This is a genomic window from Phaeovulum sp. (assembly GCF_047638075.1).
Lineage (GTDB): Bacteria > Pseudomonadota > Alphaproteobacteria > Rhodobacterales > Rhodobacteraceae > UBA6197.
This window is the reverse complement of record NZ_JBLJBV010000018.1, coordinates 44,827-65,189: the sequence shown is the minus strand read 5'-3', so window position 1 is coordinate 65,189 and position 20,363 is coordinate 44,827. Positions and strand designations below refer to the sequence as shown.

At 61.5% G+C, this 20,363-nt stretch carries 18 protein-coding genes; 8 read left to right on the top strand and 10 right to left on the bottom strand.

Annotation, left to right across the window (positions count from 1 at the left end; all coding sequences use genetic code 11):
• The first annotated feature begins 132 nt into the window (after positions 1–132).
• The 6 genes from ACM62R_RS02420 to ACM62R_RS02395 are packed head-to-tail and all read left to right on the top strand — an operon-like array spanning position 133 to position 8,684.
• Positions 133–3,870 carry a nitrate reductase subunit alpha gene (locus tag ACM62R_RS02420; RefSeq protein WP_415182479.1) on the top strand — a complete coding sequence of 1,246 codons (3,738 nt, stop codon included), beginning with the start codon at positions 133–135 and terminating at the stop codon, positions 3,868–3,870.
• Complete coding sequence (narH, locus tag ACM62R_RS02415; protein ID WP_415182478.1) at positions 3,867–5,387, top strand: nitrate reductase subunit beta; 1,521 nt, start codon at positions 3,867–3,869, stop codon at positions 5,385–5,387. Before ACM62R_RS02420 ends, narH begins: the two co-directional genes overlap by 4 nt.
• Entirely contained in the window at positions 5,384–6,088 is a 705-nt protein-coding gene (gene narJ / locus ACM62R_RS02410) for a nitrate reductase molybdenum cofactor assembly chaperone (RefSeq protein WP_415182477.1), read from the top strand. The genes narH and narJ overlap by 4 nt, the downstream gene beginning before the upstream one ends.
• 13 nt (positions 6,089–6,101) lie before the next feature.
• Positions 6,102–6,800, top strand: a complete 699-nt coding sequence (gene narI / locus ACM62R_RS02405; RefSeq protein WP_415182476.1) for a respiratory nitrate reductase subunit gamma — start codon at positions 6,102–6,104, stop codon at positions 6,798–6,800.
• A 5-nt stretch (positions 6,801–6,805) separates the two neighbouring features.
• Positions 6,806–7,600 carry a peptidylprolyl isomerase gene (locus ACM62R_RS02400; RefSeq protein WP_415182475.1) on the top strand — a complete coding sequence of 265 codons (795 nt, stop codon included), beginning with the start codon at positions 6,806–6,808 and terminating at the stop codon, positions 7,598–7,600.
• Positions 7,601–7,604: 4 nt separating this feature from the next.
• The gene (locus ACM62R_RS02395; protein WP_415182474.1) at positions 7,605–8,684 is read left to right on the top strand and encodes a tellurite resistance/C4-dicarboxylate transporter family protein; all 1,080 of its coding nucleotides are present in this window, start codon (positions 7,605–7,607) and stop codon (positions 8,682–8,684) included.
• 30 nt (positions 8,685–8,714) lie between these two features.
• Here ACM62R_RS02395 and doeB read toward each other — a convergent pair whose 3' ends face one another.
• The 10 genes from doeB to ACM62R_RS02345 form a co-directional block, all read right to left on the bottom strand.
• Positions 8,715–9,725 (bottom strand): N(2)-acetyl-L-2,4-diaminobutanoate deacetylase DoeB, encoded by a 1,011-nt coding sequence (gene doeB / locus ACM62R_RS02390; protein ID WP_415182473.1) that lies wholly within the window; start codon positions 9,723–9,725, stop codon positions 8,715–8,717.
• 4 nt (positions 9,726–9,729) lie between these two features.
• Complete coding sequence (gene doeA, locus ACM62R_RS02385) at positions 9,730–10,911, bottom strand: ectoine hydrolase DoeA (RefSeq protein WP_415182472.1); 1,182 nt, start codon at positions 10,909–10,911, stop codon at positions 9,730–9,732.
• 34 nt (positions 10,912–10,945) lie between these two features.
• The gene (gene eutC / locus ACM62R_RS02380) at positions 10,946–11,932 is read right to left on the bottom strand and encodes an ectoine utilization protein EutC (RefSeq protein WP_415182471.1); all 987 of its coding nucleotides are present in this window, start codon (positions 11,930–11,932) and stop codon (positions 10,946–10,948) included.
• The gene (eutB, locus tag ACM62R_RS02375; RefSeq protein WP_415182470.1) at positions 11,932–12,924 is read right to left on the bottom strand and encodes a hydroxyectoine utilization dehydratase EutB; all 993 of its coding nucleotides are present in this window, start codon (positions 12,922–12,924) and stop codon (positions 11,932–11,934) included. The genes eutC and eutB overlap by 1 nt, the downstream gene beginning before the upstream one ends.
• On the bottom strand, positions 12,921–13,685 hold the full coding sequence (gene eutA, locus ACM62R_RS02370) for an ectoine utilization protein EutA (protein ID WP_415182469.1): 765 nt from the start codon (positions 13,683–13,685) through the stop codon (positions 12,921–12,923). The genes eutB and eutA overlap by 4 nt, the downstream gene beginning before the upstream one ends.
• On the bottom strand, positions 13,682–14,341 hold the full coding sequence (ehuD, locus tag ACM62R_RS02365; RefSeq protein ID WP_415182468.1) for an ectoine/hydroxyectoine ABC transporter permease subunit EhuD: 660 nt from the start codon (positions 14,339–14,341) through the stop codon (positions 13,682–13,684). The genes eutA and ehuD overlap by 4 nt, the downstream gene beginning before the upstream one ends.
• 3 nt (positions 14,342–14,344) lie before the next feature.
• Positions 14,345–15,001 (bottom strand): ectoine/hydroxyectoine ABC transporter permease subunit EhuC, encoded by a 657-nt coding sequence (ehuC, locus tag ACM62R_RS02360; protein ID WP_415182467.1) that lies wholly within the window; start codon positions 14,999–15,001, stop codon positions 14,345–14,347.
• 62 nt (positions 15,002–15,063) lie between these two features.
• Positions 15,064–15,882, bottom strand: a complete 819-nt coding sequence (ehuB, locus tag ACM62R_RS02355) for an ectoine/hydroxyectoine ABC transporter substrate-binding protein EhuB (protein WP_415182466.1) — start codon at positions 15,880–15,882, stop codon at positions 15,064–15,066.
• A 27-nt stretch (positions 15,883–15,909) separates the two neighbouring features.
• The gene (ehuA, locus tag ACM62R_RS02350; RefSeq protein ID WP_415182465.1) at positions 15,910–16,695 is read right to left on the bottom strand and encodes an ectoine/hydroxyectoine ABC transporter ATP-binding protein EhuA; all 786 of its coding nucleotides are present in this window, start codon (positions 16,693–16,695) and stop codon (positions 15,910–15,912) included.
• Positions 16,696–16,805: 110 nt separating this feature from the next.
• Entirely contained in the window at positions 16,806–18,191 is a 1,386-nt protein-coding gene (locus ACM62R_RS02345; RefSeq protein WP_415182464.1) for a PLP-dependent aminotransferase family protein, read from the bottom strand.
• A 62-nt stretch (positions 18,192–18,253) separates the two neighbouring features.
• Between ACM62R_RS02345 and ACM62R_RS02340 the strand changes: the two genes are divergently transcribed.
• Complete coding sequence (locus tag ACM62R_RS02340) at positions 18,254–18,730, top strand: Lrp/AsnC family transcriptional regulator (RefSeq protein WP_415182463.1); 477 nt, start codon at positions 18,254–18,256, stop codon at positions 18,728–18,730.
• 120 nt (positions 18,731–18,850) lie between these two features.
• The gene (locus tag ACM62R_RS02335; protein ID WP_415182462.1) at positions 18,851–20,347 is read left to right on the top strand and encodes an NAD-dependent succinate-semialdehyde dehydrogenase; all 1,497 of its coding nucleotides are present in this window, start codon (positions 18,851–18,853) and stop codon (positions 20,345–20,347) included.
• The last annotated feature ends 16 nt before the right edge of the window (positions 20,348–20,363 follow it).

The window sequence follows — 20,363 nt, the reverse complement described above, 5'->3', positions numbered from 1 at the left end:
AATCGGGCATTTTTAGGGCGCAAATTTGCCCGGTTTGATCTGAATCAATTACGGCGGGGTCGGTATCGTCCGTGTTTAGGGGGCCGCGGGCCCACCTATGCGCCTGCAATCCGATCCTGAAAGGAGCGCAAGTTGAGCCAACTTCTTGACCGCCTGAATTTTTTCAAACCCCTGCGCAAGGACACCTTTGCCGGTGGTCATGGCCAGACCACTATCGAAAGCCGCGACTGGGAAGACACCTACCGAAACCGCTGGCGCCACGACAAGATCGTGCGTTCAACCCATGGGGTGAACTGCACCGGGTCGTGTAGCTGGAAGATTTATGTCAAATCCGGGATCGTGACCTGGGAAACCCAGCAGACCGATTACCCGCGCACCCGCCCCGATATGCCCAACCATGAACCGCGCGGCTGTGCGCGGGGCGCAAGCTATAGCTGGTATCTTTATTCCGCGAACCGGGTGAAAACGCCGCTGGTGCGGGGTCGTCTGATGAAACTGTGGCGCGAGGCACGCCGCACGATGGCCCCGGTGGCGGCCTGGACCTCGATTCAGGCCGATGCGGCCAAGCGCGCAAGCTATACCACAACGCGCGGCAAGGGCGGATTCGTGCGCGCATCCTGGGACGAAGTGACCGAGATGATCGCCGCGGCCAACGCCTACACCACAAAAACCTATGGGCCGGACCGGGTGTTTGGCTTTTCTCCGATTCCGGCGATGTCGATGGTGTCTTACGCCTCGGGGGCGCGCTATCTGTCGCTGCTGGGGGGCACTTGCCTGTCGTTTTACGACTGGTATTGCGACCTGCCGCCGGCCAGCCCGCAGACCTGGGGCGAACAGACCGACGTGCCGGAAAGCGCCGATTGGTATAATTCGGGGTTCTTGATCCTTTGGGGCTCTAACGTGCCGCAAACCCGCACGCCGGATGCCCATTTCTACACCGAGGCACGCTATCGTGGCACCAAATCGGCCGTGGTTTCGCCCGACTATTCAGAGGCGGCAAAGTTTGGCGATATCTGGCTGAACCCGCAGGCTGGAACCGATGCCGCGCTGGCGATGGCCTTTGGCCATGTGATCTTGCGCGAATACCATCTGGACCGGCAGGTGCCGTATTTTGAGGATTACACCCGCAAATATTCAGACTTTCCGCTGCTGGTGAAGTTGGAAGAAAACGCAGACGGCAGGCTGGTTCCGGGCCAGATGCTGCGCGCGGCAGATTTCACCGATGCCCTGGGCGAGGCCAACAACCCCGATTGGAAAACCGTGGGCTTTGACGCCAAATCCGGCAATATCGTCGTGCCGAATGGCTCGGTCGGGTTCCGCTGGGGGCAGGACGGGCAATGGAACCTTGAGGAAAAGGCCGCCGGCGCCGAAATTGAGCTGAATACCACGCTTATTCTGGACAGCGACCGCGACGACGTGGTGGGGGTGGACTTTCCCTATTTCGGCGGCGAGGCGCATTCGCATTTCGTCAAGGATGACCGCGGCCAGGTGCTGACCCGTTCGGTCCCGGTTCGGCGGCTGGCGCTGAAAGATGGCGAAACGCTGGTGGCAACGGTGTTTGACCTGTTTTGCGCCAACTACAGCCTTGACCGGGGCTTGGGCGGTGAAAACGTCGCGACTTCGTTTGATGCCGATGTGCCGTTTACGCCGGCCTGGGCGGAAAAGATCACCGGCGTGCCGAAAGACCGGATCATCGCCGTGGCGCGCGAATTTGCCGACAATGCCGAAAAGACAAACGGCAAGTCGATGGTCATTCTGGGGGCCGGTCTGAACCACTGGTACCATATGGACATGGCCTATCGTGGCATCATCAACATGCTGGTGATGTGCGGCTGCGTGGGGCAATCCGGTGGGGGCTGGTCGCACTATGTGGGGCAGGAAAAACTGCGCCCGCAGACCGGTTGGACGGCGCTGGCCTTTGCGCTGGACTGGGCGCGGCCACCACGGCAGATGAACGGCACCAGTGCCTTTTATGCCCATAGCAACCAGTGGCGGTATGAAACGATCTCGGCTGGTGAAATCGTGTCGCCCACCGCGCCTGCGGGCAACTGGGCCGAACGCAGCATGATCGACTACAACATCCAGGCCGAACGGATGGGCTGGCTGCCCTCTGCGCCGCAGCTGAAAACCAACCCGCTTGAGGTAGGGCGCGCGGCCAAGGCGGCGGGCAAATCCGCGGCGGAATATGTGGCCGAGGGGCTGAAATCCGGCGCGCTGCAAATGTCATGCGAAGACCCTGATGCGCCCGAAAACTGGCCACGCAACCTGTTTGTCTGGCGTTCGAACCTGCTGGGATCATCGGGCAAGGGGCATGAATACTTCCTGCGTCACCTGCTGGGCACCGATAACGGCGTTCTGGGCAAGGATCTGGGCGAAGAAGGGCGGCAAAAGCCGCTTGAGGCGAAATGGCACGAAGAGGCGCCCAAGGGCAAACTTGACCTGCTGGTGACGCTAGATTTCCGGATGTCGACCACCTGTGTCTATTCCGATATCGTTTTGCCAACCGCCAGCTGGTATGAAAAAGACGATCTCAACACCAGCGACATGCACCCGTTCATTCACCCGCTGCAAGCGGCGGTGGACCCGGCGTATGAATCAAAAACCGACTGGGAGATTTTCAAACTGATCGCCGCCCGGTTCTCGGCTATCGCGCCCGAAGTTCTGGGTGTGGAAAGCGATATCGTGGCGCATCCCCTGCAACACGACACCGCCGGCGAGATTGCACAATCCGTCGTGGCTGACTGGAAAAAGGGCGAGTGCGACCTGATCCCCGGCAAGACCGCGCCAAGCTATATCGAGATTGAGCGTGATTACCCCAACCTTGGCAAGAAGTTCGCCTCGATGGGGCCGCTGATGGAAAAGATCGGCAATGGGGGCAAGGGCATCGCATGGGATACCAAGGATGAGGTGCACCACCTTCAGGCGCTGAACGGACAGGTGACAGAAGAAGGCGTGACAAAGGGTCTGGCCCGGCTGGATACCGCGATTGATGCGGCCGAAATGATCATGATGCTGGCCCCGGAAACCAACGGCGAGGTGGCCGTCAAGGCATGGCACGCGCTGGAAAAGATCACCGGACGCGAACACGCCCATCTGGCCGCCGCAAAAGAGGACGAAAAGATCCGCTTCCGCGATATTGCGGCGCAACCCCGCAAGATCATCTCATCGCCCACATGGTCGGGGATTGAAAGCGAGGAGGTCAGCTATAACGCGGGCTATACCAACGTTCATGAACTGATCCCGTGGCGCACCCTGAGCGGCCGCCAGCAGCTATATCAGGATCACCAATGGATGCGGGTCTTTGGCGAGGGCTTCGTTACCTGGCGTCCGCCGGTCGATATGAAAACCATCGCGCCGGCGGTGGGTAAGGCGGGCAATTCGAAAACGGTGGTCCTGAACTTTATCACGCCGCACCAGAAATGGGGCATCCACTCGACCTATACGGACAATTTGCACATGCTGACCCTAAGCCGGGGGGGGCCGATCGTCTGGATATCCGAGATTGATGCGCAAAAGGCCGGTCTGGTCGACAACGACTGGGTCGAGGTGTTCAACACGAACGGCGTGCTGACGGCGCGCTGTGTGGTCAGCCAGCGGATCAAGCAAGGCACGCTGTTCATGTATCACGCGCAGGGCAAAACGGTGAACGTGCCGGGTAGCCAGATCACCGGAAAACGCGGCGGTATCCACAACTCGGTCACGCGGACGGTGGTCAAACCCACCCACATGATCGGTGGGTATGCGCAACTTAGCTATGGTTTCAACTACTACGGCACGGTCGGGTCAAACCGCGACGAATTCGTGATCGTGCGCAAATTGGACAAGGTGGATTGGCTGGATAAACCCGCCAAGGTGGAGGCAGCAGAATGAGAGTGCGCGCGCAAATCGGCATGGTGCTGAACCTGGACAAATGTATCGGGTGTCACACATGTTCGGTCACCTGCAAGAACGTCTGGACCAGCCGTGACGGGGTTGAATACGCATGGTTCAACAACGTCGAGACCAAACCCGGCATCGGTTACCCGAAGGATTGGGAAAACCAGAAGCGCTGGAACGGCGGCTGGGAACGCACGAAATCTGGCAAGATCAGGCCCAAACAGGGCGCAAAATGGCGTATCCTGGCCAATATCTTTGGCAACCCGAACCTGCCCGAGATCGACGACTATTACGAGCCGTTCACCTTTGACTATGAGCATCTGAAATCCGCCCCCGAGATGGAGGCCTTTCCAACCGCGCGCCCGCGTTCACTGATTTCGGGCGAGCGGATGGAAAAGATCGAATGGGGGCCGAACTGGGAAGAAATCCTTGGCGGCGAATTCGCCAAACGTTCCAAGGATTACAATTTCGAAGGCATCCAGAAGGAAATGTACGGGCAGTATGAACAGACGTTCATGATGTATCTGCCGCGCCTGTGCGAACATTGTCTGAACCCGGCTTGCGTGTCGGCCTGCCCCTCGGGGGCTATCTACAAACGCGAAGAAGACGGCGTTGTGCTGATCGACCAGGACAAATGTCGTGGCTGGCGGATGTGCGTTTCGGCCTGCCCCTACAAGAAGGTCTATTACAACTGGTCCACCGGCAAGTCGGAAAAATGCACGTTTTGCTATCCGCGGCTGGAATCGGGGCAACCGACGGTTTGTTCGGAAACCTGCGTCGGGCGGATCCGCTATATTGGCGTGATGCTTTATGACGCCGACAAGATCGCGGATGCGGCCTCGGTGGAAAGCGAAAAAGACCTGTATGACGCGCAGCTTGACGTGTTCCTGGACCCGAACGATCCGGCTGTGATCGCGGCGGCCCGCGCCGAAGGCATCCCCGAAGACTGGATCGAGGGCGCGCGCAATTCCCCGATCTGGAAGATGGCGATGGAATGGAAAATCGCCTTTCCGCTGCACCCCGAATACCGCACCTTGCCGATGGTTTGGTATGTCCCGCCGCTGTCGCCAATTCAGACCGCCGCCGAGGCCGGGCAGATCGCTGCGCGCGACGGGATGCCAGATGTGAAAAGCCTGCGCATTCCGGTGCAATACCTTGCCAATATGCTGACGGCAGGGGATGAGGCGCCGGTGGTTTCCGCGCTGGAGCGGATGCTGGCGATGCGTGCCTATATGCGCTCAAAAACCGTGGATGGGGTGATCAACCTTGGCGTTGCCAAGCGCGTCGGGCTGACGCCGCTTCAGATTGATGAGATGTATCAGCTGATGGCCATCGCCAACTATGAGGATCGCTTTGTGATCCCCACGACCCACCGCGAGGTGGTCGAAGATGCCTATGACCTGCGTGGCGGCTGCGGCTTTACCGACAGCAATGGCTGCTCGTCCGGGGTCAGCCCCGGCAAGCTGTTCGGCAGCCGGAAATTCATCACCCCAACGGAGGGATGGCAATGATACGCACCTTCAAGGCGTTGTCGGCGCTGCTAAGCTACCCCAGTGCCGATCTGCAAGAGGCCGTTCCCGCCATTCGCAGCGTGCTACAGGCTGAGACGGTATTGAGCACCCCGCAAAAGGCCGCGTTAGAGCCGCTTTTGCAGCATCTCGCGGGCGGTGATCTGTTCGATCTGCAAGAGGATTACGTCTTGCTGTTCGATCGGTCGCGGACGCTGTCGCTGAACCTGTTTGAACATATCCACGGCGAAAGCCGTGACCGGGGCGGCGCAATGGTGGATCTGCTGGAAACCTACCGCGCCGGCGGGTTTGACCTGGTCGGGCCGGAATTGCCCGACCACCTGCCGGTGTTGCTGGAATTTCTGTCAACCCGGCCCTTGCCGGCAGCGCAGGAAATTCTGGCCGATGCCGGCCCGATCCTCGCGGCGCTGGCCACCCGGCTAAGCCGCCGTGAAACACCCTATGCGGCGGTGTTGAACACGCTGGCCGCCCTGGGTGCGGGCGCAGATAGCGAGGGCGTCGCCGCCGCCCTCGTGGCCCAGCCCGATGACAACCCCGAAGATCTGGAAGCCCTGGATGCGGTTTGGGAAGAGGCCGAGGTTACCTTTGCCCCCGACCCGAATGCAGGCTGCCCGATATCACGCGACATACTGGCAAAGATGACTGCCCCCCTTTCCCCGGCGCAAGCCGCAGCCGCGAAATAGAAGGAGACCCCGGATGCACGGATTTATCTTTGGTATCTACCCTTATATCGCGCTCAGCGTGCTATTGATCGGGTCGATTGCACGTTTTGACCGCGATCCGTTTACCTGGAAATCGGGGTCGTCCCAGCTATTGCGACGCAAACAGTTGATCCTTGGGTCGGTGCTGTTTCACGTCGGTGTGCTGGTCATCTTCGTTGGGCATTTCTTTGGGCTTTTGACGCCGATCTGGCTGGTTGGAGCCTTGGGTATCAGCCACGAGGCCAAGCAGATCCTGGCCGTTGTGGTGGGTGGCATTGCGGGCGTGATGGCGCTGGCAGGGGGGATCATCCTTATTCACCGCCGGCTGACGGACCCGCGGATCCGGGCAACCTCATCGACGATGGATATTGTGATCCTGTCGCTGCTGCTTTTGCAGCTTTGCCTGGGGCTGCTGACGATCTTCATTTCGCTGCAACATCTTGATGGTGGTGAAATGGTGCGGTTCATGCAGTGGGCGCAGGCGATCTTTACCTTTGATGCCAACGCCGCCAGCTATACCGAGGGTGCGTCGATCCTGTTCCAGCTACACGTCTTTGTGGGCCTGACGATCTTCACCCTGTTCCCGTTCAGCCGTCTTGTGCATATGCTTTCGGTGCCTGTCCGCTATTTGTGGCGCCCCGGTTACCAGATCGTGCGTACCAAGAACCGTGCCGTGAAACACCCGGCAGAGTGAACATGATGACACCCTTACTATCTGATGTGACAGTAAACGGCGAAGCGATCTCGGCTGCCGCAATCGCGGACGAGGCGCAAAACCATCCCGCACCAAAGGCCAAGCCCGGTTTGGCCTGGGTCGCGGCGGCGCGGGCGCTGGCAATCCGCGCGCTGCTGCTGCAAGAGGCGGCGCGGCGCGGGTTGACGCCCGACCCGCAGGCCGTAGCCGAAGGACAGGTCGAAACCGCGGATGAGGCGCTGATCCGGCAGCTGTTGGATGAGGCGCTGGATCCGGTGGCGCCCTCTGACGCCGATCTGCGGGCCGCCTATGAAGCGGCGCCAGACCGCTGGCGCGCGCCGACGCTTTATGAGGCCGCGCATATCCTGCTGCCGGTTCGCCCCGGCGATGCCGAAGGGCTGGCGGCCGTGCAGGCGCAGGCGACGGCCCTGCTGGCGCAGATCACCAAGGACCCGCGCGCCTTTGAGGCGCTGGCGCGCAGCAACAGCGCCTGCCCGTCGGGGCAATCGGGCGGCAGGTTGGGGCAGCTGATTTCAGGCGATACAGTGCCTGAATTTGAGGCCGCAATGGATGCGCTGACCGAAGGCGAGATTGCCGCAACACCGGTGGCAACCCGTTATGGGCTGCATATTCTGCGGCTGGACGCCCGTGCCATTGGCGATGTGCTACCGTATGAATCGGTCGCCCCCCGCATCCAGGAGATGCTGGAGAAGGCCGCTTGGGCCAATGCCGCGCGTGACTTTGTGACGCAACTATCGGAACAGGCCACGGTCACCGGCGTCAAATTGAATGCGGCTTGAACAAATGGAACCGGTAAAGGCGGGCGGCAACGGGCGGGTATCACGGCCGTTGCTGGCCCGCCTCTTCAACCCTGACGTCGAAACCCTGTCGCCGGCCTATTTTGGCATGGTGATGGCAACCGGCATCGTATCACTGGCGGCAAGCCAGATCGGGTTGCGCGGGGTGGCATGGCTGCTGTTTGGTGTCGCTGGCGTAACTTATCTGATCCTCTGGGGGCTGACGCTGCTACGGATCAAGCGGCACCCGCGCCGGGTTTTTCTGGATCTGATCGACCATCTGCGCGGTGCGGGGTTTTTCACCATAACCGCCGCGACCGGCATTCTGGGTAGCGAATGTGTGGTGCTGGCCAACTGGGTTGGCATGGGGATCGTGCTGTGGTGGGCGGCGTTGGTTTTGTGGCTGGTGCTGACCTATTCCATTTTCACCGCGTTCACGGTCAAGACACAAAAGCCGACACTGGACCGGGGCATCAGCGGCGCCTGGCTGTTGGGGGTGGTAGCGACGCAGGCGATTGCGGTTCTGGCCTCGCTTTTGGCGGTGCATATGGCGCCGCCGCAGCGTATCGCGCTGGATTTCATTTCGCTGTCGATGTGGCTTTGGGGCGGGATGCTTTACATCTGGCTGATGGCGCTGATCTTTTACCGCTACACGTTCTTTCCGTTTTCGCCCAGCGATCTGACACCGCCTTACTGGATCAATATGGGCGCCATGGCGATTTCGACATTGGCGGGCGCGCTGTTGATCAAGAATGCGCAAGAGGCCGGGTTTCTGCACTCTATCGCGCCGTTTTTGAAGGGGTTCACGATCTTTTATTGGGCTTCTGGCACATGGTGGATTCCAATGTTGCTGATCCTGGGATTCTGGCGCCACATCTACATGCGGTTCCCGCTGACCTATGACCCGCTTTACTGGGGGGCGGTGTTTCCACTGGGCATGTACGCAGTGGCAACCCAGCGCATGGCAGAGGCGTTGGAGCTGGATTTCCTGCACCTATTGACAAGCGGCTTTGCCCTGATTGCCATGGCGGCCTGGCTGCTGACCTTTGGCGCGTTGATCTACCGCCTGGTGCGCAATCCAGGCTGAGGGGCCGGACCGGCCCCCCGGCGCGGGTCTCTAGGCTTCAACCTTGTCGGCAATCACGGCAACACAATCCCCGGGTTTGACCAGCCCTGGAAAATGCCGGGCGGTAAACAGCCCGCCGCGGCGCGCCGGAAGGGTGATGGGCGCAAGGCCGGTGCGCGCCACCGGAAAAATCCGTGCGATCGGCTGGCCCTTCGTGATCTGGTCGCCCAGATCGGCCAGAAACTGAATCAGCCCGCCATCTTCTGCGAAGGTAAAGCAATCATCGTCAGGCATATCCAGCCATTCGGTGGGATGCACTGTTACCTCACCCGCCATGATGCCGGCCGCGATCAGAAAATTGCGCGCACCCCGGATGGCGATTTCGGCGGTGCAGGCGCTGGCCGTGCCGCCGCCGCCCAGTTCGGTGGTCACAAAAATCTTGCCCATTTCCTCGGCGGCGGTGTCATACATGCCAACCGCGTCAATTTCCAGCATCTTGACCGAATAGGGGGCCCCAAAGGCGCGCACCAGTTCAAATGAACGCGCCTCTTGCATCTTGTCCGGCACGATATGGGCGGCGCAAAACGGCAAAAAGTCCAAGGTCTTGCCGCCGGAATGGAAATCGAGCACATAATCCGCCATTGGCAACAAAACCCGTTGGAAATAATCGGCAATCTTTTGGGTAACGGTGCCATCCGGCCTTCCGGGAAAGGCGCGGTTCAGGTTGCCGCGGTCAATAGGCGAGGTTCGGGTTGCCGCCTGAAAGGCCGGATAATTCATCGCCGGAATGATGATCACACGGCCCGTCACCTCATCCGCGCTAAGGCGGGCGGCCAGATCGAACAGCGCAATCGGGCCTTCGTATTCGTCGCCATGGTTCGCGCCGGTCAACACTGCGGTCGGCCCGTCGCCATTCTTGATCACGGTAATGGGGGTCATCACTGACCCCCAGGCGGCATCATCGCGGCTGTAGGGTAGCCGCAAAAACCCGTGGTGGACGCCCTCGGCCGCGAAATCCACCGTTGCTGAAATAGGCGAGGGAACCAGTTGCTGTTGCAGCATCGGCCTAATCCTTTACGAACAGTTTGCGCGGCACATCCGCCAGACATTCGACACCGGTTTCGGTGATCAGAATGCTTTCGGTGATTTCCAGCCCCATATCCTCTAGCCAAAGGCCGGTCATGAAATGGAAGGTCATGCCAGGCTGCAACACGGTCCGGTCGCCGGGGCGCAGGCTCATCGTGCGTTCGCCCCAATCGGGCGGATAGCTGACGCCGATGCCATAGCCGGTGCGGTTATCCTTGACGATGCCGTATTTTGCCAGCACGTCAAAGAAACCCTTGGCGATGTCTTCGCAGGTATTGCCGGGTTTGGCAGCGGCAAGCCCTGCCTCCATCCCTTCGAGCGTGGCTTTTTCGGCCTCTAGAAATGCCTGTGTCGGCTTGCCCAGAAACACCGTGCGTGACAGCGGCACATGATAGCGGTGATAGCAGCCGGCAATTTCAAAGAACGTGCCCATGCCCGCCTGCATCGGCTTGTCGTCCCAGGTCAGATGGGGGGCCGAGGCATCGCGCCCGGACGGCAAAAGCGGCACGATTGCAGGGTAATCGCCGCCCATGTCAGGCGTGCCGCGGATGCCGGCATCATAAATCTCTGCGACCAGATCGCATTTGCGCATCCCCACCTCGATCTTGTCGACGATGCGTTCATGCATCTTTTCGACGATCCGCGCGGCGTTGCGCATATAGGCGATTTCCTGCGGCGATTTCACCGCGCGCTGCCAGTTCACAAGGCCGTTGCAATCGCTGAATTTCGCATTGGGCAGATGCTTGACCAGGGCGCCAAACGCAGCGGCGGTGAACCAGTAGTTGTCCATCTCAACACCGATGCGGGCGTTACCCCAGCCTTTGTCTGCCAAGATTGCGGACAGATAGTCCATCGGGTGGCGTTCGGTTGATTGCACATAATGGTCCGGGTAGCCGATGATGTTTTCGGGCTGGAGATAGGCGGTCAGCCGGGCGCCATTGGCGTCTTGGCCGCGGCCAAACCAGATCGGCTCGCCTACCGGTGGGATGATCACGCATTGATGGACGTAAAAGGACCAGCCGTCGTAGCCCGTCAGCCAATTCATGTTGGAAGGGTCGCTGATGATCAGCAGATCGTGGCCCTTGGCCTCCATCGCGTGGCGCGTTTTGGTCAGGCGCGCGGCAAATTCCGCCCGGCTGAACCTGAGGTGAACGTCAGTCATTATGTGGCCTCCTTGGGGCGCCTCTTGCCCCGGGTTAAACGACAAAGCTGTGACCCGCGCCGGCGGCCCTTGCCCGGGTCACGGCCAGTGCGGCAATCGCGGTATCCTGAATTCCGGTGCCGGTCAGATCGGCCAGGGTGATCTGCGCGGGGGCCGTTCGGCCCGGGCATCTGCCGGCGATGATTGCGCCCAGTTCGGAAAAATCGGCATCGCCCGCAATCAGCCCGGCGGTAATTGCGTGGTGCAATTCACCCATAAGGCGGGTCTGCGACAGGCGGTCTGCCACATAAAGGGTGCGGGCAATCAGCCGCGGGTCAAGCTCGTTCTTGTGTTCGGCGTCTGACCCCATCGCCGTGATGTGCTGGCCGGGTTCAACCACCCTTTCGGGCAGGATAGGGTCTGTTGCGGGCGTGGTGGTGACGATGATATCAGCCCCCGCCACGGCCTCGGCCACGCTGGTCACGGCGGTTGCACAAAAGCCCGGATCCAGCCGCGCCGCTAGTGTTGCCGCCTTGGCCGGATCGCGGGCCCAGATCCGCACGGCCGACAAGCGCCGCACCAAGGCAAGCGCACGCAGTTGCATTTCGGCCTGTTTGCCGGCGCCCAATATGGCCGCGACATGCGCATTTGGGCGTGCAAGGTGGCGGGCCGCGACGGCGCCCGCGGCGGCGGTGCGCACATCGGTCAGATAGCCATTGTCCAAAAGCAGCGCCTGCACCAAACCGGTTTTGGCCGACAAGACCACCATCAGCCCACTGGTCGACGGCAACCCCAGCGCCGGGTTGCCAAAGAACCCCGGGCTTATTTTGATCGCAAAGCTGTCAAGCCCCGGCACATAGGCGGTTTTGACATCGACCTCGCCCCGGTGTTCGGGGATATCCAGCCGCAGAACCGGCGGCATGGCCACGGGTTTCGTCGCCAGCGCGCAAAAGGCATCCTCGATGCAGGTGACGGCGCTTTGATCCAGCGGCACCAGCCTGCGCAGGTCGGTCTCGGTCAATATGGTGATCGGATGGCGCATCAGGGGGTTTCCAGTTCGGGGTCACGGGCCAGAACGCGGGCAAAGAGATCAGGGGCGATGTTGGCACCTGAAAGGATTGCGACCACCGGGCCGGTTACGCGGACCTTGCCCGCCAAAAGGGCCGCCACGCCCACGGCGGCCGCGCCCTCGACGGGGTCACCGGTGGTGGCGTGGATATGGCGCATTGCGGCGGCAATCTGGGCTTCGGTCAGCAGCACGACGCCGTCCAGAAGGGTGCGGCACATCGCAAAGGTGGTGGTGTTGGATAGGCCGATCCCGCCGCCAAGGCTGTCTGCAAGGGTGGGCAGTTCCGCAACCTTGACCGGGTGGCCCGCGGCAAGGCTGGCGGCCATGGCGGCACCACGGGTCATGCTTAGGCCGATGATGCGGGTGTCGGGGCGTAGGCCCTTGACTGCGGCGGCGACCCCGGCGGCAAGCCCGCCCCCCGAAAGCGGCACCAGAAGGGTGCTTGCCGTCGGGCAGTCTGCCAGAATCTCCAGACCCAGCGTGCCCTGACCTGCAACGACGGCGGGGTGATCAAAGGGGGGGATTTCGGTCAGCCCCTCGTCGCGGACCGCGCGGGCGACCTCTTCCATCGCGTCGTCCTGGGTGGCGCCGACAATTCTGATTTCGGCGCCCAGATCGCGCACGGCGGCAACCTTGTTGGCGGGGACAAGCCGCGACAGACATACGACCGCCCGCACCCCGGCGGCCCGCGCGGCGTGCGCCAGCGCGCGGCCATGATTACCGGTTGATGCCGTGACCACCCCGCGGGTCAGGACCTGCGGCGGCAGGGACAAAAGGGCGTTGGTGGCGCCGCGCAGTTTGAAGGCGCCGGTGTCTTGCCGGTATTCCTGCTTTAGAAATACCGGCACCCCTGCCAGATCCGACAGGCTTTTATCAAAGAGGATTGGCGTTTGGCGAACCCGACCTGAAATGCGGGCCTTGGCGGCGCGAATATCGGTCAGGGTGACGGGAAGGTGGTCCATCATTCCCCCAAAGGCAGGGTCATGAGATGCCCGGCGGCACCTGCACCCGGGTCTTTCAGCAGGCGCAGCACATTCCACGCGACAGCGTAGTTTGAGGAAAGGGCCAGCGCCCCGGTGGCGGCCTCGACCTGGTCAATTATACCTGCGGCGCGCACGGCGGTGCAGGAAATGAACAGCGCATCAGAGGTTTTGGCCATCGCATCGCGGGCAAATGCCACAATCTCATCCGGGGATATGCGGGCCATCGCGCGGTCATCGTCCATGTCAAGGCAGGTGAAGCGGTCGACGGTAAAGCCTTCGGTATCAAAGAGTTGCGCGGTAGAGGCCGAGGTGGCCACCGAATAGGGCGTCAGCACCGAAATGCGCCGCGCGCCCATCGCCCGCAGCCCCGCCAGCGTGGCCGAAATGGGCGTGACCACCGCGACACCGGGTTTGCCGCGCTGAACGGCGGCGCGCACCGCCGCGTCACCAATCACCACCGAGGCCGAGCTACAGCCGTAGATCACCGCATCCAGCGGCTCGTCGGGCAGGATCAACGCGGCCGCCTTTGCCAGCCCCGGTTCCATCGCGGCCAGGGTTTCAGGGGTGACGGGGTTGGCATAAGGGATGCGGTTGACATAAACGCCAATACCGCGCGGCGCCAGAATGCGGGCGTAGTCCACCTCACTGGTGTGATCGGTGGCAAGGGCGACCAGCCCGACGCGATGCGGCACGGGGCGGTCGTCAAGGCGGGGTTTTCGGGCAGAGACAAGGATTTCGGTCATTGCGCGGGTCTTCCATAGCGGTATTCAAGCCAACGCAGGATCACTACGGAAACCAGGCTCATCGCCAGGAAGAACACGCCGACCAAGGTGATCGGTTCTATGTAGCGGTAGCTGGCATTGGCGACGGATTTGGCCCGATTCATCAGTTCAAGCACGGTGATGGCCGACAAAAGCGGCGTTTCCTTGAACATTGCGATCAGGTAATTGGCCAGCGCCGGGATCATGGGCGGCACCGCCTGCGGGATGATCACATGCGCCCATGTCTGACGCATGGTCAGGTTGGTTGCGCGGGCGGCCTCCCACTGGCCGCGGGCGACGTTTTCAATGCCGGCACGGTATACCTCGGCGGTGTAGGTGGCATAGTGCAGGCCCATGCCGATGACCCCCGCCACCAGAGGTGACAGCACGATCCCGGCATCGGGCAGCACATAAAAGATAAAGTAGAGCTGCACCAAAAGCGGCGTGCCGCGGATAAACTCTACGAACCCGGCCACCGGGCGCGAGATGACCTTGACCTTTGATCGCCGCGCGATGGCAAAGGCCAGCCCCAGAACCGCAGCAAGGATTGCCGCCAAAAGCGATATGATCAGCGTCAGCCGCAACCCCGCCAGCAGGGTCGGCATGATTTCGGCAACGAAGGTCCAGTCCCATTCCATGCTTTAGCGCACCCCATCCAGCCCGCGCGTCAGGCGGCGTTCCAGCGCGCGCATACCGGCGGAAATCAGCAGCGCCATAGCGAAATACAGCACCAGAATTGTTACGAACGGAACCAGCGTGCTGCCCGTTTGCGCGCGCACCACCTGTGCCTGAAAGGTCATATCCGATAGCGAAATCAGCGAGACAATGGCGGTGGCCTTCAACAGCTCGATCACGTTGTTGCCAAAGGTGGGCATCATCAACGGCAGGGCCTGCGGCAGGATGATGTGGCGCATGCGTTGAAACCGGGTCAGGTTGACCGCGATGCAGGCTTCATACTGGTCACGGGGCACAGACAGGATCGCGCCGCGCACCACCTCGGCGCCGTAGGCCCCCACGTTCAGCCCCAGCGCCATCACCCCCGCCTGCAACGGTGTCAGGGTGACACCCGCAAAGGGCAGCACGAAATACACCCAGAACAGCTGCACAAAGATCGAGGTGCCGCGGAAAAACTCGATATAGATGGTGGCCAGCCACCGCAGCGGCCAATAGGGCGCGACCCGCCCCAGACCCGCCGTAAAAGCCACCACCAGCGCCAGGGCCGAGCCCATTGCCGTCAGCTTGACCGTTACCAGCGCCCCCTGAAAGATCAGGGTCAAATATCCGAACCAGTCGACCATCAGGTTTTGCCCTTGTTGGAAAATCGGGGGCGGCACCCGGTGTGTGCCGCCCACAGGTCAGATCATTCGCCGCACTGTTCCGCGCGGCTGGTCGAGATGGCAGCCGCGGCAGAAAAGCCGTACGGCTCGATGATGGCGGCGAAATCGCCGGACTCTTTCATCTTGGCCAGTTCCACATCAAAGGCATCGCGCAGCGCGGTGTCGTTTTTGTTGAACGCGGCGCCGTCGCAATAAACCGGGGCACCGACAACCGGGGCAAACATTTCAAGGTTCGGGTCGTCGGCCTTTGCCATCAGATCCGAAATTGACAAAACGGGCAGCGAATATGCATCAAGACGACCGTCTTGCAGCATCTTGACCCCCGATTGCCCATCGGGCACCACAATCACCCGGTCACGCGGAACCCCGGCGTTCAGGGCCAGTTTCTCTTCGGTGCCCCCGCCTGGCGCCCCGACCTTGGCGGTTGGGTCTGCGGCAATGTCTTCGTAGGATTTGAAGCCTTTGGGGTTGCCTTTGGGCAGCAAAAGGGCCTCTGCATCGCAGAGCACGGGTTCAGAATAGGCAACGGCCTTGCAACGCTCTGGCTTCATGAACAGGCCCGCGGTGATGACATCATGGCGGTGTGCCTGAAGCCCCGGAATCATTGCGCCATATTCCGAAATGGAGGCCACGACCTCGGGCACGCCAAGACGTTTGAAAATCTCTCTTGCGACATCGGGGGCGGCGCCTGAAACGGTGCCATCGGCGGCAACGGCGGTAAAGGGGGGCTCGTTTGCGATGGCGATGCGGGCAAAGCCCTGCTCTCTCAGATCATCCAGTCTGTCAGCAAAGGCGGGCAGCGGTGCGGCCAGCAAAGCCACGGCTAGAAGGGTCTTTTTCATCGGGTTCGTCCTCTCTGTCGGTTGGGGTCAGACGCGGTGCCCTGCTGCAATGATCTTGCGCAGGAATGCTTGGGTTCGTTCTTGCGTCGGGTTGGTGAATATTTGTTCGGGCGGGCCCTGCTCGATGATCTGGCCCCGGTCAAAGAACAGGACGCGATCAGCGAATTCATGGGCAAAGCCCATTTCGTGGGTGACAAGAAGCATGGTCATGTCGGTTTCCACCGCCAGCTGTTTCATCACCGAAAGCACCTCTTCGACCAGTTCAGGGTCAAGCGCCGAGGTCACTTCGTCAAACAGCATGATGCGCGGTTGCAAGGCCAGGGCGCGGGCAATGGCGACGCGCTGTTTTTGCCCCCCGGAAAGCTGGCTGGGCATGGCGCGGGCCTTGTCGGCCAGGCCGACCATTTCCAGCAGTTCCATCGCGTGAGCTTCGGCCTTGGCGCGCGGCACGCCCTTGGTCAGGATCGGCGCAAGGGTGACATTGTCGAGCACCGATTTATGGGGAAACAGGTTGAAGTGCTGAAACACCATCCCGATGTAATTGCGCATATGGTGCAGATGCGCCTCATCTGCGGGTATTTCCTGACCATTCTTTTGCATGTGGTAAAGCTGTTCGCCACACACCTCTATATGGCCACCGGAAATGGTTTCCAGCGTCATCAAGATCCGCAGGATCGTGGTTTTGCCTGACCCCGAAGGCCCGATCAGGGCCAGCTTTTCACCGGGCATAACCTCAAAGGAAAGGCCGTCTAACACCTTCAGTTTCCCGAAAGATTTATCAAGGCGGTCAACACGAATGATTGGCGTCGTCAAAACTGGCTCTCCCAGGTCAGGTTTGTTGCAGCATTGTCGTGATATAAAATCATGTCAATTTATAAATCGTATCATGACAATAATAATTCCCTGCCCGCAACCCTGGCGGGTCAGATGGGCGTCAACAGCACCTCTGGTTCATCCGCCAGCAACGCCGACACAATCCCCAGCCCGCGCCGCATTTCCTCTTCTCGGGCAGACCCGAGCGAGATTCGGATTGCGTCGCGGCGCCCTTTCTCGGTTGACCGGAACGACCCGCCCGAAGCTATGGCGACGCCTTGCAACCGGGCTTGGGCCACAAAACTTTCTTCGGTCCAGCGGGGGGGCAGGGGTAGCCACAGGTGCAGGCTATGCGGGTGGCAGGTGGGCATTGCATCGCCCAAAACCTGACGGGCGACCGTGTGGCGTTGTGCCAGCGCCGCACGTTGCCACGCAGCCAGCGTGGCCACGGTGCCATCCGTGATCCAATGGCTGAGCAGGTCCACCATCGGCGGGGTGGCCATCCAGTTGGCGACCAGATGCCGGTTTGCGACAGTTGTTGCCAGACGCGGCGGCGCCGTCAGATAGGCCAGCCGCAACCCCGGCAGGGTGATTTTGGTAAAGCCGCAAATATGCAAGACCCGTTCGGGGGCAAGGGCGGCAAAGGCCGGCGGACGGTCAGCGATCATCACGTTCAAAATGTCATTTTCGATGATCGTCAGGTCATGCCGCCGGGCGATCTCGATCAGTTCACGGCGTCGATCTGTCCCCATAAGATTCGCTAAAGGGTTGATAACGTTGGGTTGCAAGTAAACCGACCGGATTGCCCCCTTGCGCGCCGCCTCGTCCAGCGCGTCAGGGCGCATTCCGTCGGCGTCCATCGCGATGCCTTCCAGATGCAGCCCCAGATAGCTGCAAAGCGGCATGATCGAGTGATGGGTCAACGCCTCTGCGGCGATACCCGCGCCAGAGGGGGCGACGCTCATCAGGGCCGCGGTGATGGCAGGGGTGGCGCCGTTGGTGATGGAAATGCTGGCCGGGTCGGCGGCCACGCCCTGGCGCGCCAACCAATCTGCTGCCACCTTACGGTGACGGGGCATGACCATGTTTGGCCGGAACGACAGGGCCGAGCTGGCCGTGATATTTTCAGCCAGCCAGGCAAAGCCCTGTCGCATGCGATTCAGGTGCATTTCCTCGACCACGGGCTTGAGGATCGACAGATCAATGACCTCGCCGGGGCGTTCGGGCAGATAGGGCTGACGCGCCTCGGCCCCTGGTCCCAACACGAATGATCCGCGCCCGATTTCACCCGCGATAAGGCCCCGGCGGCTTAATTCCTCATAAGCGCGGCTGACGGTCTGCACGGATAGGCCCAGATCGTTGGCCAGCTTGCGGTGCGGCGTCAAGCGCGCAGCGGCGGGTAGCGCCCCTGATTCGATGGCCCGCGCGAATTGTTCGGCCAGCGACATATAGGCGGGGCGGTGCAAAAGGGCGGGATCGGGATTCCAATTTGTCATGATTGCAAATCTGGTCAATATCAGGTCAATCTGCAACTGATTTGTTTTTATGGATACCCAACATGCGACTCGACGCCATTGACCTGCGCATCCTGGAGGCCGTCCAGCGGGATGGCCGGATCACAAAGCTGAAGCTGGCCGAAGTGGCGGGCCTGTCGCCTACGCCGTGCTGGCTGCGGCTGCGCAAACTGGAAACCGCGGGCCTGATCGAGGGCTATCACGCGCGTCTTGCCCCGCGCCGTGTGGCCCCGGTGACGACCGTGATCATGGAGATAACGCTGGCCAATCACCGTCAGGCTGATTTTGAGCGGTTCGAGCGCGCAGTAGCCGCCCGGCCCGAAATCACCGCCTGTTGGTCGGTGGGCGGCGGTGTTGACTACTTTGTCAAGGTGATGACGCGTGACATTGACGCCTATCAGCGGCTGGTTGACCAAATGCTGTCCGAGGATATCGGAATCGACCGGTATTTCACCTATATCGTCACCCGCGTGGTCAAGGATGACGGGGCGGTGCCGATTGCGCTGATGGCACCCCGCTAGAGAGTCTCTCTGCCGAAGGCGGGTCTGACAGGTAATTTCGGTTGTGCGGGGGGTCAAATATGGCCCCCTTTTCCTGTCCGGGGGGTGCATCATGGGTGAAATCCTTTCGGAGTATCCCGCATGAATGCCCGTATCCCGCATCCCCCGCCGCATCCGGCCCTTGCCCGCCTGGGCGACCGCAGCCTGCTGCGGGGTCTTGGCTATGTGAATGGTCGCTGGACTGCGGCCAGCGATGTGGCCGACTTTGAGGTGACAGATCCCGCCAGCGGGGCGCTGCTGGCCCGGGTTGCGGCGCTTGGCCCGGCTGAGACCGACAGCGCGATTACAGCCGCTGCCGCCAGCTTTGCGGCGTGGCGCGACCGCCTGCCGCAGGACCGCGCGGGAATTTTGCGCCGCTGGGGGGCGCTGATGCTGGAGGCGCGCGAGGATCTGGCACTGTTGATGACGCTTGAGCAGGGTAAACCGCTGGCCGAAAGCCGGGGTGAAATCGACTATGCCGCATCCTTTCTTGAGTGGTTCGCGGGCGAGGCGCCGCGCATGAACGTGGAAGGCGTTACCAGCCATCTGCCGGGTGCCGAAATGTTTGTGCGGCGCGAGGCGCTTGGCCCGGTGGGGGTGGTGACGCCGTGGAATTTTCCGGCGGCGATGATCACCCGCAAGGTGGCGGCGGCGCTGGCTGCGGGTTGCACCGCGGTGGTCCACCCCTCGTCCGAGACGCCGCTATCGGCGCTGGCGCTGGCAGAGCTGGCGGAACGCGCCGGGGTGCCTGCGGGGGTGTTCAACGTGGTGCCGGGAGATGCGGCGGCAATCGTGGGGCAGATGTGCGCCGATGACCGGCTGCGCGCGATGTCCTTTACCGGCTCAACCGAAATTGGCCGTATGATTGCCGCGCAATGCGCGCCGTCAATGAAACGGCTGGTGATGGAGCTGGGCGGCCATGCGCCGTTGATCATCTTTGCCGACGCTGACCTTGACCGCGCTGTAGATATCGCGATGGACGCGAAATTCGCCACCTCTGGGCAAGACTGTCTTGCCGCGAACCGCATCTATGTGCAGCGCCCCTTGCTGGCCCGCTTTACCAAGGCGTTCGCGGCGCGGATTGCAGCCCTTAGGGTGGGCCCCGGCATTGATGCGCAAACCGATATTGGCCCCCTGATGCACGCCCGCGCCGTGGAAAAGGTCGCCGCCCAGGTCAAAGATGCGCAGGCCAGGGGCGCACGTCTGGTGACCGGGGGCGGGGTGCATCCGGATCTGCCGCTGGCCTATCTGCCCACGTTGTTGGCCGATGTGCCCGCAGATGCGCTGATCGCGCGCGAAGAAACCTTTGGCCCGGTTGCGGCGCTGATGCCCTTTGAGGACGAGGCCGAGGCGATAGCCCGCGCCAATGCCACCCAATACGGGCTGGTTGCCTATGTTGTCACCCGCGACGGGGCGCGGCAGATGCGTCTTTCGCGCGCGCTGGAATTTGGCATGGTCGCGGTGAACCGGGTGAAACTCACCGGTGGCCCCGTGCCTTTTGGCGGCTGGAAACAATCGGGCCTTGGCCGCGAAGGGTCGCGCCACGGGTTAGAGGCTTTTACCGAACTGAAATATCTTTGCATTGATACGGCCGCGTAAGGCCACGAAAGGACAA